Origin of the sequence: Pseudomonas sp. 3HC3, assembly GCF_044904505.1 — a bacterium.
Lineage (GTDB): Bacteria > Pseudomonadota > Gammaproteobacteria > Pseudomonadales > Pseudomonadaceae > Aquipseudomonas > Aquipseudomonas putida_Y.
In genome coordinates, this window is record NZ_JADDRH010000019.1 from 73,087 (window position 1) to 85,805 (window position 12,719).

11 protein-coding genes are annotated in these 12,719 nt (G+C 63.0%); 6 read left to right on the forward strand and 5 right to left on the reverse strand.

Annotated elements, in window-relative coordinates:
• Nucleotides 1-37: 37 nt before the first annotated feature.
• Entirely contained in the window at nt 38-1,162 is a 1,125-nt protein-coding gene (locus INQ47_RS21015) for a methyltransferase (protein WP_404702502.1), read from the forward strand.
• Between the two features lie 85 nt (nt 1,163-1,247).
• Here INQ47_RS21015 and INQ47_RS21020 read toward each other — a convergent pair whose 3' ends face one another.
• Genes INQ47_RS21020 through INQ47_RS21030 form a run of 3 tightly spaced genes read right to left on the reverse strand, consistent with a single transcriptional unit; the run spans nt 1,248 to nt 3,860 of the window.
• The gene (locus INQ47_RS21020) at nt 1,248-1,403 is read right to left on the reverse strand and encodes a DUF2474 domain-containing protein (protein WP_016713451.1); all 156 of its coding nucleotides are present in this window, start codon (nt 1,401-1,403) and stop codon (nt 1,248-1,250) included.
• A 9-nt stretch (nt 1,404-1,412) separates the two neighbouring features.
• Nucleotides 1,413-2,420 carry a cytochrome d ubiquinol oxidase subunit II gene (gene cydB / locus INQ47_RS21025; RefSeq protein WP_003251612.1) on the reverse strand — a complete coding sequence of 336 codons (1,008 nt, stop codon included), beginning with the start codon at nt 2,418-2,420 and terminating at the stop codon, nt 1,413-1,415.
• Between the two features lie 3 nt (nt 2,421-2,423).
• On the reverse strand, nt 2,424-3,860 hold the full coding sequence (locus INQ47_RS21030; RefSeq protein WP_021784299.1) for a cytochrome ubiquinol oxidase subunit I: 1,437 nt from the start codon (nt 3,858-3,860) through the stop codon (nt 2,424-2,426).
• Between the two features lie 343 nt (nt 3,861-4,203).
• Here INQ47_RS21030 and INQ47_RS21035 point away from each other — a divergent pair, with 343 nt between their 5' ends.
• The 3 genes from INQ47_RS21035 (at nt 4,204) to trmA (ending at nt 8,031) form a co-directional block, all read left to right on the forward strand.
• Entirely contained in the window at nt 4,204-5,424 is a 1,221-nt protein-coding gene (locus INQ47_RS21035) for an MFS transporter (RefSeq protein ID WP_404702503.1), read from the forward strand.
• A 229-nt stretch (nt 5,425-5,653) separates the two neighbouring features.
• Nucleotides 5,654-6,949: an NCS2 family permease gene (locus INQ47_RS21040; RefSeq protein WP_404702504.1), complete on the forward strand. Its 1,296-nt coding sequence runs from the start codon at nt 5,654-5,656 to the stop codon at nt 6,947-6,949.
• A complete protein-coding gene (trmA, locus tag INQ47_RS21045) occupies nt 6,946-8,031 on the forward strand; it encodes a tRNA (uridine(54)-C5)-methyltransferase TrmA (protein WP_404702505.1) in 1,086 nt (361 codons plus the stop codon). The genes INQ47_RS21040 and trmA overlap by 4 nt, the downstream gene beginning before the upstream one ends.
• A 150-nt stretch (nt 8,032-8,181) precedes the next feature.
• Here the strand turns inward: trmA and pcaG are convergent, their stop codons facing one another.
• Nucleotides 8,182-8,787, reverse strand: a complete 606-nt coding sequence (gene pcaG, locus INQ47_RS21050; protein WP_010955312.1) for a protocatechuate 3,4-dioxygenase subunit alpha — start codon at nt 8,785-8,787, stop codon at nt 8,182-8,184.
• Nucleotides 8,788-8,797: 10 nt separating this feature from the next.
• The gene (gene pcaH, locus INQ47_RS21055; RefSeq protein ID WP_009682255.1) at nt 8,798-9,517 is read right to left on the reverse strand and encodes a protocatechuate 3,4-dioxygenase subunit beta; all 720 of its coding nucleotides are present in this window, start codon (nt 9,515-9,517) and stop codon (nt 8,798-8,800) included.
• A 200-nt stretch (nt 9,518-9,717) separates the two neighbouring features.
• Here pcaH and INQ47_RS21060 point away from each other — a divergent pair, with 200 nt between their 5' ends.
• Both INQ47_RS21060 and INQ47_RS21065 read left to right on the forward strand, forming a co-directional pair.
• The gene (locus INQ47_RS21060) at nt 9,718-10,608 is read left to right on the forward strand and encodes a neutral zinc metallopeptidase (protein ID WP_101196261.1); all 891 of its coding nucleotides are present in this window, start codon (nt 9,718-9,720) and stop codon (nt 10,606-10,608) included.
• A gap of 129 nt (nt 10,609-10,737) precedes the next feature.
• Nucleotides 10,738-12,699, forward strand: coding sequence for a methyl-accepting chemotaxis protein (locus INQ47_RS21065; RefSeq protein ID WP_404702512.1), 1,962 nt, complete (start codon nt 10,738-10,740; stop codon nt 12,697-12,699).
• Nucleotides 12,700-12,719: the final 20 nt, after the last annotated feature.

Below are 12,719 nucleotides of genomic sequence, written 5' to 3' on the forward strand. Positions count from 1 at the left end.
AACCGCAGCGGGCAGTTTCGTACCCGAGCCAGACGCCATGCCCCTGTTGACCACCCCCTACGCCGAACTCGACCTGATCCGCCAGCCGGAGCAGGCCAACGACCCGCTGCAGGCTTTCGATGCCGCCGACGAGTACCTGCTTGCGCAGTTACACGATCAGGCACCTGACGCCAATTGCCGGGTACTGGTGCTCAATGACAGCTTTGGTGCCCTGGCCGCCAGCCTGGCGGGCCAGCTGCAGGTGGTCAGCAGCGGTGACTCGCACCTGGGGCACCTGGCCCTGGAAAAAAACCTGGCGCGCAATGGCCTGCCATTCGACAGTGTCCCGTTCGTACCAGCCAGCCAACACTGGCAAGGCCCGTTCGACCGGGTGCTGGTGCGTGTACCCAAGACCCTGGCCCTGCTCGAAGAACAACTGATCCGCCTGCAAGGCCAGCTGGCCCCCGGTGCGCAGGTGATTGCCGGGGCGATGATCAAGCACCTGCCACGGGCGGCCGGCGACCTGATGGAGAAGTACATCGGCCCCGTACAGGCTTCGCTGGCGCTGAAAAAGGCCCGCTTGCTGACAGCAACGGTTGCCGAGCGGCCGCACGCCAAGTCCCCCTACCCTAGCTGCTACCGCCTCGACGTGCCGGCACTGGAATTGGTCAACCACGCCAACGTGTTCTGCCGTGAAGGCCTGGATATTGGTACCCGGGCATTCCTCCCTCATCTGCCACGCGACCTCGGCCGTGCACGGGTGGCAGACCTGGGCTGCGGCAATGGCGTACTCGCGATCGCCAGCGCCCTGGCCAACCCGGACGCCGAGTACACCCTGGTCGACGAGTCGTACATGGCGGTGCAATCAGCACAGGAGAACTGGCAGTCCGCGTTGGGCGAGCGCCCGGCGATCTTCGTCGCGGCCGATGGCCTGGCCGGGCTGGAGAAACAGTCGCTGGACGTGGTGCTGTGCAACCCGCCGTTCCACCAACAGCAGGTGGTCGGTGATTTCCTGGCCTGGCGCATGTTCCAGCAGGCGCGTGAAGCGCTGGTGGTAGGCGGGGCGCTGTATATCGTGGGTAACCGGCACCTGGGCTATCACAGCAAGCTGGCGCGGTTGTTCCGCGGCGTTGAGCAGGTGGCGGCTACGCCCAAGTTCGTAATCCTGAAAGCCCGCAAGTAGGAGCGGGCTTGCCCGCGAACACCGGCAACGCCGGTGCCATCTAGCGCGTTGCCTGCTTCGCGGGCAAGCCCGCTGCCGCTCTTTATCAATGTGTGGTCAATCCCGCCGCCCCCATGAACAGCCGCATCACCCAGGCCGCCACACCCAGCGCTGCCACGCTCATCGCCCAGATCAGCAACAGCCAACCCAGTCGCTGCCACAGCGGTTTCTTTTCTTCCAAGCCATGCTTGCCAGTCATCATGCGGCCCTCCTAGTGATAGCCGTCTTCGTGGGTCACCTTGCCGCGGAACACGTAGTAGCTCCAGAAGGTATACATGAGGATAAACGGCAGGATGAACAGGGTACCCACCAGCATGAAGCCCTGGCTTTGCGGTGGCGCTGCGGCATCCCAGATCGAGATCGACGGCGGGATGATGTTAGGCCACAGGCTGATTCCCAAGCCGCTGTAGCCAAGGAAGATCAGTACCAGAGTGAGCAGGAACGGCGTGTAGTGCGCGTTGCGCGCCACCGCTTTGAGCAACCCGTAGAACGTCACCAGCACCAGCAGCGGTACCGGCATGAACCAAATCAGGTTGGGCATGCTGAACCAGCGGTCGGCAATCTGCGGGTAGGCGATTGGCGTCCAAAGGCTGACGATACCGATCACCACCAGCAGCACCAGCGCCAGCGGCCGGGCCATATCGTGCATTTTCTGTTGCAGCGGCCCCTCGGTCTTCATGATCAGCCAGGTACAACCCAGCAGGGTGTAGGCCACGATCAACCCCAGCCCGCAGAACAGGCTGAACGGGGTCAGCCAGTCCAGGGTGCCACCGGCAAAATGCCGGTCGACCACCTTGAAACCCTCCAGGAACGCGCCCAGTGCCACGCCCTGGAAGAAGGTGGCGATCAGCGAACCCCAGATGAAAGCCTTGTCCCAGATGTGCCGCTTGTCGGCCTTGGCCTTGAAGCGGAACTCGAAGGCCACGCCCCGGAAAATCAGGCCGATCAGCATCAGGATCAGGGGCAGGTACAGGGCCTCGAGGACCACGGCATAGGCCATCGGGAAGGCCCCGAACAGTCCGGCACCGCCCAGGATCAACCAGGTTTCGTTGCCGTCCCATACAGGCGCGACAGTGTTCATCATTACATCACGGTCCTGCTCGCCCTTGACGAAGGGGAAGAGCATACCGATTCCCAGGTCGAATCCGTCCATCACCACGTACATCATGACGCCGAAGATGATGATCACGGCCCAGATCAGTGGAAGGTCGATACCCATGGTTCAGTTCCCCTCGTTCAGGCTGGCAGAGGTGGCCTCGCGGCCATCATCGGCGGCGGACAAAGGCCGTGCCGGCGTGCGTTTCTGGCCTGGGCCTCCCGGTGTGTGCTCGTCACCCTCGCCGGTCTGCGGCCCTTTGCGCACCAGACGCATCATGTAGCCAAGGCCGGTGCCAAACAGGGCGAAGTACACCACCACGAACGCCACAAGGGTGAAGCCGAGCTGGGCGTAACTGTGGTTGGAAACACCGTCCGCCGTGCGCATCAGGCCGTACACCACCCAAGGCTGGCGGCCAATTTCGGTGGTGAACCAACCGGCCAGTAGCGCGACCAGCCCGGATGGGCCCATCCACAGCGCCACATACAAGAACGGTCGCGAACTGTACAGCGTGCCGCGTTTGCGCAACCACAGGCTCCACAGGCCGACGAAGATCATCAGGAAACCAAGCCCGACCATGATCCGGAACGACCAGAATACGATGGTCGAGTTAGGCCGGTCCTCGGGCGGAAACTCCTTCATCGCCGGCACCTGCTTGTCCAGGCTGTGGGTCAGGATCAGGCTGCCGAGCGCCGGGATCTCGATCTTGAACCGGGTAGTCTCGGCCTTCATATCGGGAATGCCGAACAGGATCAGTGGAGTCGGCTCACCGGGCACGTTCTCCCAATGGCCTTCGATCGCGGCAATTTTTACCGGCTGGTGCTTGAGTGTATTGAGGCCGTGGAAATCGCCGATCACTGCCTGAATCGGGGCGACGATCAGTGCCATCCACATGGCCATCGACAGCATCTTGCGAACGGCCGGGTTGTCACGCCCGCGCAGCAGGTGCCAGGCCGCCGAGGCACCGACGAAGAACGCGGTGGAAACGAACGCGGCAGTGGCCATGTGCATCAGGCGGTAGGGGAACGAGGGGTTGAACACCACCGCAAACCAGTCCACCGGCACCACCCGACCATCGATGATCTCGTGACCTTGCGGGGTTTGCATCCAGCTGTTCGAGGCGAGAATCCAGAAGGTCGATACCAATGTACCGAGCGCAACCATGACTGTGGAGAAGAAGTGCAGACCACGGCCGACGCGATTCCAGCCAAACAGCATGACGCCCAGGAAGCCGGCCTCGAGGAAGAACGCAGTCAGTACTTCATAGGTGAGCAGCGGGCCGGTAACGGCGCCGGCAAAGTCGGAGAAGCGGCTCCAGTTGGTGCCGAACTGGTAGGCCATGACCAGGCCGGAGACCACGCCCATGCCGAAGTTGACGGCGAAGATCTTCGACCAGAAGTGATAGAGGTCACGGTAGACCTGGTTGTGGGTCCGCAGCCAGAGGCCTTCAAGGACTGCCAGGTAGCTCGCCAGGCCAATGGTGATGGCCGGGAACAGGATGTGGAACGACACGGTAAAGGCAAACTGCATTCGGGCGAGCTCTAAGGCCTCTATTCCGAACATGGTGCTTCCTCTTCAGATAATCCGGCGTCCGGGCTTGTGGCCCCAGTCGCCCACTGCCCCCACTGGGTCGAGTACGGCGTGTTGGAATTGTTCTGTTCGATCGCAGGGATTCCGGCCAGACGGCCATTTCATTGATCTGGAACGATTGACCCAGATCAATGAATGCTAGGAAGCATAGTCCCGAATGGCCCGGTGGGCCGTGTGGTGGATTGCCGCGTGACCTGTTGCCTCACCCTCTTTAATTAACAGTAGAAAAGTGCCGACCCGTGCAAACAGTAACTGTTTGTTACAAACAGATGATACGCTGCGCCCCCCTCTACTGCGCCGAGGCCCCTGGTTTCCGATGTCCGATTCCGCACCGCAGTTGTTGCGTCAACATCGTCCTTTTCTGGCCTTCTGGCTGGCCCGCGTGTTCACCGCCAGCGGCTTCCAGATGCTCACCGTGGCCATCGGCTGGCACCTCTACCAATTGACCGGCAACGTACTGGACCTAGGCCTGGTCGGCCTGGTCGAGTTCGCCCCACGGGTGCTGTTCATGTTGCACACCGGCCATGTCGCCGACCGCTATGACAGGCGCAAGGTCGCCGCCCTGTGCCAGAGCCTTCAGGGCCTGATTGCCCTGGCGCTGGCGGTGGGCAGTGCCACCGACAACGTCACCCGCGAACTGATCTTTGCCCTGGCCTTCCTGCTCGGCGCCAGCCGCTCGTTCGAAATGCCGGCAACCCAGGCGCTGTTGCCCAATGTGGTACCGGCCGGGCTGTTCCCGCGGGCAGTGGCGGCGTCGGCTTCGGCCACCCAGTCGGCGACCATCGTGGCGCCGGCGGTGGGCGGTTTCCTGTATGCCTTTGGCAGCATGTGGGTGTATGGCCCGACGGTGGCCTTGTACGCCATTGCCTGCGTGCTGACCCTGAGCCTGCAGGCGCGTGGCCAGGTCGCCCAGCGCGGGCGCGCCAGCATCGAATCGCTGCTTGCTGGCATCCGCTTCATTCGCAGCCGGCCCGACATCCTCGGCGCCATCTCGCTCGACCTGTTCGCAGTATTGCTGGGTGGGGCCACCGCGTTGCTGCCGGTATTTGCCAAGGACATCCTGCTGACCGGCCCGATGGGCCTTGGCTTGTTGCGCTCGGCGCCAGCGGTGGGTGCGTTGCTGATGTCGCTCTGGCTGGCGCGCTTCCCGTTCCAGCGCAACGTCGGGCGGACGATGTTCACTGCGGTCGGCGTGTTCGGCGTGGCGACCATCGCCTTCGGCCTGTCGACCTCCTTCTGGTTCTCGCTGGCGGTACTGGTGGTACTGGGTGCGGCAGACATGATCAGCATGGTCATTCGCAGTTCGTTCGTGCAGCTGGAGACACCGGATGAAATGCGTGGGCGGGTGAGCGCAGTGAACGGCTTGTTCATCGGTGCCTCGAACCAGCTCGGTGAGTTCGAATCGGGGGTGACCGCGCACTGGTTTGGTACAGTGCCGGCGGTGGTGCTGGGCGGGGTGGGCACCTTGGTGGTGACCGGGGTGTGGATAAAACTGTTCCCTACCCTGGCCAAGCGGGATCGGTTGCATAACGGGTGATGGGTCATCTGTGCCCGCCTCTTCGCGGGCAAGCCCGCGCCTACCGGGGACCTTCCCCGCGCAGGGCCAGAAAAACCCATTCCCCAACGGCCATAGGCCCCCGCCATGCATGCTGGTATGATGCGCGGCTTTTTTCCTCCCCACACAAAACCACGGCATCCGGTACGGTCTGTGCTTTGCTGATGGGGTCGATACATTCATGGCGCCGGGGGCGCCTTGGGGAGCGGGCATGCTGGAAAGGCTGTTTCAACTAAGAGCACACAACACCAACGTGCGCACCGAGATTCTCGCGGGCGTCACCACCTTCCTGGCCATGGCCTACATCCTGTTCGTCAACCCGAGCATCCTCGGTGAGACCGGCATGGACAAGGGCGCGATCTTCGTCGCCACCTGCCTGGCAGCGGCCATCGGCTCCGCCACCATGGGCCTGATTGCCAACTACCCGATCGCCCTGGCACCGGGCATGGGCCTGAACGCGTTCTTCACCTACACCGTGGTGCTGCACATGGGCCACACCTGGCAGGTGGCGCTGGGTGCCGTGTTCCTGTCGGCGGTGATGTTCTTCCTGCTGTCGATATTCCGCATCCGCGAGTGGATCGTGAACAGCATTCCGCTGCCGCTGCGTTCGGCGATTGCCGCCGGTATCGGCCTGTTCCTGGCATTGATCGCCCTGCATAACGCTGGCATCGTCGTCGATAACCCAGCCACTTTGGTGGGCATGGGCGACCTCAAGCAGCCCTCGGTGATTCTCGCCACGCTGGGCTTCTTCCTGATCGTCGGCCTTGAGTCGCTGAAGGTGCGCGGCGCGGTATTGATCGGCATCCTGGCCGTCACCGTTGCGTCGATCGCCATGGGCGTCACGCCGTTCGGCGGGATCGTGTCGATGCCACCTTCGCTGGCACCCACCTTCCTGCAACTGGACATCGCCGGTGCCCTTGATGTGGGCCTGATCAGCGTGATCTTCGCGTTCCTGTTCGTCGACCTGTTCGACAACTCCGGCACCCTGATCGCCGTGGCCAAACGCGCCGGCCTGATGGGCAAGGACGGCTACATGCCGAAGATGGGCCGGGCCCTGATCGCCGACAGCACCGCCGCCATGGCCGGCTCCCTGCTGGGCACATCGACCACCACCAGCTACATCGAATCGGCTGCGGGTGTGAGCGCCGGTGGCCGTACCGGCCTGACTGCCATCGTGGTTGCCGTGCTGTTTCTGCTGGCGCTGTTCTTCGCCCCGCTGGCCGGTAGCGTACCGGCCTTCGCCACCGCCCCGGCGCTGCTGTTCGTCGCCGTGCTGATGGCCTCGGGCCTGGCAGAAATAAACTGGGACGACGTGACCGAAGCCGCGCCGGTTGTAGTGACTGCCCTGGCCATGCCGCTGACCTACTCGATCGCCAACGGCATCGCCTTCGGCTTCATCGCCTGGACCGCCGTCAAGCTGATCTCGGGCCGCCACCGCGACCTGAACCCGGCCCTGGTGATCCTTTCCATCCTGTTCGTCATCAAGCTAGGCTGGTTCAACGCATGAGTGCTGCTTTCGACCCCTCCTCCTACGCCACCCAGCTGGACGCCAAAGTGGCGCGGCTGCGCGAGCTGCTGGCACCGTTCGGCGCGCCGGAGCCGACTGTTTTCGACTCACCGCGCGAGCATTACCGCCTGCGCGCCGAGTTCCGCCTGTGGCGCGAGGATGGCCAGCGCCATTACGCCATGTTCGCCCCGGGCGAGAAGCACAAGGCAATCCTGATCGACGATTTCCCCATTGCCAGCCAGCGCATCAATGCACTGATGCCACGCCTGAAAGCGGCCTGGCAGGCCAGCGAAGAACTGGGCAACCGCCTGTTCCAGGTTGAGTTCCTCACCACTCTGGCTGGCGATGCGATGATCACGATGTGCTATCACCGCCCGCTGGACGAGGCCTGGGAAGTGGAAGCCCGGCAACTGGCTGACGCGTTGGGCGTGAGCGTCATTGGCCGTTCCAAGGGCAAGCGCCTGGTTATCGGCCGTGACTACGCGGTGGAAAAACTCGATGTGGCTGGCCGCGTGTTCAGTTACCGTCAGCCGGAGGGTGCGTTCACCCAGCCCAACGGCGCAGTGAACCAGAAGATGCTCACCTGGGCCTTCGAGGCCATTGGCGAGCGTGAGGATGACTTGCTGGAGCTGTATTGCGGCAACGGCAACTTCACCCTGCCGCTGGCCACGCGTGTACGCCAGGTGCTGGCCACCGAAATCAGCAAGACATCGGTCAATGCCGCACTGAGCAACCTCGACGAGAACGCTGTGGATAACGTGCGGCTGGTACGTTTGTCGGCAGAGGAACTGACCCAGGCACTGAATGAGGTGCGGCCGTTCCGTCGCCTGGAAGGCATCGACCTGAAGAGTTATCAGTTCGGTACCGTGTTCGTCGACCCGCCGCGTGCGGGAATGGACCCGGATACCTGCGAGCTGACCCGTCGCTTCGAACGCATCCTGTACATTTCGTGCAACCCGGAAACACTGGCAGCGAACATTGCCCAGTTGCAGGACACCCACCGTATCGAGCGCTGTGCATTGTTTGACCAGTTCCCGTATACCCACCATATGGAAAGTGGGGTTCTGCTGGTTCGCCGCTGATCGTTATATCGCCGGGGCTGCTTTGCAGCCCATTCGCGGGCAAGCCCGCTCCTACATTGATCGGCATACAGCCCGTTGCTCGGCGTACGCAGATCGTTGTAGGAGCGGGCTTGCCCGCGAATGGGCCGCAGAGCGGCCCCAAGCCTCACCTCAGAAGTCGAAGAAGACTGTCTCCCCTTCCCCCTGAATGCGGATATCGAAGCGATATGCCGTCTTCCCGTCCACTTCGCAACGCTTGGCAATCAAGGTTTCACGCCGCTGCGGCTGCTCGATCAGGTTGAGCACCGGGCACTTGGCGTTGGCCTGGGCCTCATCATCGAAATATAGGCGCGTGTGCAGGTGGATGTTGATGCCACGGGCAAACAGGCTGATGTTGATGTGCGGTGCCATCGGCACGCCAGCAGCGTTGTTCACCACACCCGGCTTGACCGTTTGCAGCGTCCACTCACCGGCATCGAAGGTGGTAGCCGTGCGGCCAAAGCTGTTGAAGGCGTTTTCCAGGTTGTAGGCATCCTGGTACTCACCGTTGGCGTCGGCCTGCCACACTTCCAGGAACGAATCGCGCACCAGGTGGCCGTTCCCGTCGTATACATGGCCGATCAGCAGAATGTGCTCGCCCGGGGCGTCTGGCTTGGCCAGGCAGTTCCAGATTTCCTGGTCGCGGGTCGGGTTGCCGGCGGCTTCCAGGGCCAGGCCGATGTGCACGTAGGGGCCGGCAGTCTGCGAAGGGGTTTCCGGCAGCAGTTCGATTGGCATGGCGGGGTCCTCAGCAGTTTTCGAAGTGGGTCTTGCGCTGGCCGCGCAGCACGATGTCGAAGCGGTAGGCCAGGCAGTCCATCGGGTTGGCGTTGCTCATGTCGAGCTTGGCGATCAACTGCTGCACGGCTTGCGGGTTGGCGATCGACTTGACGATCGGGCACATCGGGATCAGCGGGTCACCTTCGAAATACAGCTGGGTGATCAGCTTGGTGGCGATCGACGGGCCGCTGATGGCGAAGTGGATATGCGCCGGGCGCCAATCGTTCGGGCCGTTGCGCCATGGGTACGGGCCCGGCTTGATGGTGCGGAAGCTGTAGTAGCCGTCGCGGTCGGTCAGGCATCGGCCAACACCACCGAAGTTCGGGTCCAGTGGCGCCAGGTAGCGGTCGTTCTTGTGGCGATAGCGGCCGCCGGCGTTGGCTTGCCACATCTCCACCAAGGTGTTCGGCACAGGCTTGCCGTACTGGTCGACGACACGGCCGGCGACGATGATGCGCTCGCCGATTGGCAGGCCGCCGTTATTGAAATTCAGCAGCAGATCATGGTCGTGGGCGCCGAAGCCCAGGTGGGAAAAGTCCGGACCAGTGGTTTCGCTGATCGACTGCGGAATGCTGACCAGTGCCTGGCGCGGCGAGCGGGCAACGGACGTCTTGTAGTCAGGCGTAAGGGCTTTAGGGTGCCAGTTGCGATCACGGATCACGAAGCGGCTGTTGTCCTGGGCGGGCATGCCGGTTTCCTCTCTTGGAATTGTGAGAACGCCTGGGCGTGGCAGGCGGACTTGCAGTTTCCGGCAGGCGGTACGCGATGAATATTGAAATCGACCACTTGATACATAACCAAATGGTTATGTATAGACACCTCAGCCTGACACGTACCGCCTTCGTGAACTAATCTTTGTCTTCTTGTTTCACGCTCGGGAGAGCATTCATGGAATGGCGAAAAGGCCGACGCAGCGACAACGTGGTCGATGCCCGAGGCGAAGGTGGTGGCGGCGGCATGCGTTTCGGCGGCGGCAAGGGGCTGGGCCTCGGGGCGATCCTGCTGATCGTCGGTATCGGCTGGCTCACCGGCCAGGACCCGTTGCAGATTCTTGGCCAGCTTGCCGGCCAGATGGAGCAGCAACAACAGCAGACGGCGCCCAGTGGTGCGGGCGGCAAGGCGCCACCGGCTAACGACCAGCAAGCCGAGTTCGTTGCCTCTGTGCTGGGCGACACCGAGGACACCTGGAAAGCGCTCTTTGCCGAAGCCGGCAAGCAATACCGCGACCCCAAACTGGTGCTGTTCAGCGGCCAGGTCAACTCGGCCTGTGGTTTTGCCTCGGCAGCGGTCGGGCCGTTCTATTGCCCGGCGGACCAGCGGGTGTATCTGGACATGTCGTTCTTCCGCGAAATGGAAACCCGCTTCGCTGCGGCTGGCGACTTCGCCCAGGCTTACGTGATCGCCCACGAAATCGGTCACCATGTGCAGACACTGCTGGGCGTTTCGGCCAAGGTCGACGCCGCACGTCGCGCCGGCCAGCGCATGGAGGGCGACAACGGCCTGTTGGTGCGCCAGGAGTTGCAGGCCGACTGCCTGGCTGGCGTATGGGCCTACCAGGCACAGAAACGCCTGAACTGGCTGGAGCCAGGCGATGTCGAGGAAGCGCTGAATGCGGCCAATGCCATTGGCGACGACCGCCTGCAGCAGCAAAGCCGCGGGCGCGTGGTGCCGGACTCGTTCACCCACGGCACCTCGGCGCAGCGCGTACGCTGGTTCAAGACCGGGTTTGCCGAAGGTGAAGTGAACCGCTGCGATACCTTCAGTGCGCGTACCCTCTGATACCCGGCCCAACAGCGAGTGAATGAGAGCGCGTGCTGATATTTTGCTGAAAAAGCGTTTCAGCTTCCACAATCATGGCCGATAACACCTGCACGAATCAGCGGGCATCCAGAACAAAAACGCCTTGCGATCGAAGATCAAGAGAGCGAAATCAACTTCTGGAGAGCGTGCATGAACAGCTGGTTCGCCAACATCAGCGTCAACCTTAAACTCGGCCTGGGCTTCGGCCTGGTGCTGGTCCTCACCGGCCTGCTGGCCCTCACCGGCTGGACCAGCCTGGGCAGCCTGATCGACCGCAGCAACTGGATGGGTGATATCGGCCAGCTGAACAAGGACCTCACCAATCTGCGCATTGCGCGCCTGCAGTACATGATCGCCAACGGCGACGATACCGCCGCCGCCAACACCCTGGCCAAGCTGGACACGTTCAGCAAGCAGCAGGCCTACCTGGCCACCACCTTCAAAAGCCCGGAGAACGTCAAGCTGCTGGGTGAGCTGGGCGAAACCATCAGCGCCTACAAGGTGTCGCTGAACAAGATGCGCCAGGGCTACGACGCCACCCGCGCGGCGCGCGTTTCCATGGACAGCTCGGCCATCCGCGCCGACCAGGCCATGGATGCTCTCAGCCGGGAGGTGATGGCTCGCCCCGAGGCTGACAGCGTGCGTCTGGCCCAGTACCAGCTGATCAGCAAGGCCCGCCAGCAACTGCTGCAGGTACGCATCGATGTGCGTGGATACATCGCCGACAACAGCAGCGCCAACGAACAGGCCGCCCTGCGCCAGCTGGATGCAGCACTGGCCGATACCGACAACCTCAAGCGCCAGCTGCCCAGCGAGGACGCGCGCCTGCAACAGTTCGAAAACGCGGTACTGGCCTATCGTGACGCCGTACGCCAGTTCCGCGACGCGGTTGCCAACATCACCACCTCGCGCGCCGAAATGACCGTGCAGGGCGCCGACATCGTCAAGCGCAGCGACGCGCTTTACCAGATCCAGCTAGAGCGCCGTGACATCGAGAGTACCCAGGCCCGCAGCCTACAGGCCATTGCTACGCTGCTGGCGCTGCTGGTCGGCGTGCTGGCGGCGGTACTGATCACCCGCCAGATCACTCGCCCCTTGCAAGACACCCTGGCGGCCGTGGAAAAGATCGCCAGCGGCGACCTTACCCAGCACATGCGCGTCACCCGCCGCGACGAACTGGGTGTGCTGCAGCAAGGCATCGCGCGCATGGGCACCACCCTGCGCGATCTGATCAGCGGCATCCGCGATGGCGTCACCCAGATCGCCAGCGCAGCCGAAGAGCTGTCGGCAGTCACCGAACAGACCAGCGCCGGCGCCAACAGCCAGAAAGTCGAGACCGACCAGGTGGCCACCGCCATGCACGAAATGGCCGCCACCGTACAGGAAGTGGCGCGCAATGCCGAGCAGGCCTCACATGCAGCCACCGGTGCCGATGACGAAGCCCGGGCCGGCGACCGCGTGGTAGGCGAAGCGATTGGCCAGATCGAACGCCTGGCCGAAGACATGCATCGCTCCACCGAGGCCATGAACCTGCTGCAGCAGGAAAGCCAGAAGATTGGTAGCGTGATGGACGTGATCAAGTCGGTGGCCGAACAGACCAACCTGCTGGCGCTCAACGCGGCGATCGAGGCGGCACGCGCCGGCGAGGCAGGCCGTGGCTTTGCCGTGGTTGCTGACGAAGTGCGCGGCCTGGCCCAGCGCACGCAAAAGTCTACCGAAGAGATCGAAGAGCTGATTGCCGGCCTGCAGCACGGTACCCAGCAAGTGGCGAGCGCCATGCAGGGCAGCCGCACCCTGACCGACAGCAGCGTCGAACTGGCGCGCAAGGCCGGGTCATCGCTGGAGAGCATTACCAGTACGGTATCGAGCATCCAGTCGATGAACCAGCAGATTGCTGCGGCGGCAGAGCAGCAGAGTGCGGTGGCTGAAGAGATCAGCCGAAGCATCCTGAATGTGCGTGATGTGTCAGAGCAAACCGCGGCAGCCAGTGACGAGACGGCAGCGTCGAGTGTGGAGCTGGCGCGGTTGGGTGGGCAGTTGCAGACATTGGTCAGCCAGTTCCGCGTCTGACCGACCGCCCGGATTCGCGG

Excerpts from the sequence above, each read along its gene's own strand:
- INQ47_RS21060 (WP_101196261.1), top strand. The coding sequence starts at position 9,718 with ATGGAATGGCGAAAAGGCCGACGCAGCGACAACGTGGTCGATGCCCGA.
- INQ47_RS21040 (WP_404702504.1), top strand. The coding sequence starts at position 5,654 with ATGCTGGAAAGGCTGTTTCAACTAAGAGCACACAACACCAACGTGCGC.
- pcaG (WP_010955312.1), bottom strand. The coding sequence starts at position 8,787 with ATGCCAATCGAACTGCTGCCGGAAACCCCTTCGCAGACTGCCGGCCCC.
- cydB (WP_003251612.1), bottom strand. The coding sequence starts at position 2,420 with ATGGGTATCGACCTTCCACTGATCTGGGCCGTGATCATCATCTTCGGC.
- pcaH (WP_009682255.1), bottom strand. The coding sequence starts at position 9,517 with ATGCCCGCCCAGGACAACAGCCGCTTCGTGATCCGTGATCGCAACTGG.
- INQ47_RS21035 (WP_404702503.1), top strand. The coding sequence starts at position 4,204 with ATGTCCGATTCCGCACCGCAGTTGTTGCGTCAACATCGTCCTTTTCTG.
- INQ47_RS21015 (WP_404702502.1), top strand. The coding sequence starts at position 38 with ATGCCCCTGTTGACCACCCCCTACGCCGAACTCGACCTGATCCGCCAG.
- trmA (WP_404702505.1), top strand. The coding sequence starts at position 6,946 with ATGAGTGCTGCTTTCGACCCCTCCTCCTACGCCACCCAGCTGGACGCC.
- INQ47_RS21030 (WP_021784299.1), bottom strand. The coding sequence starts at position 3,860 with ATGTTCGGAATAGAGGCCTTAGAGCTCGCCCGAATGCAGTTTGCCTTT.
- INQ47_RS21020 (WP_016713451.1), bottom strand. The coding sequence starts at position 1,403 with ATGATGACTGGCAAGCATGGCTTGGAAGAAAAGAAACCGCTGTGGCAG.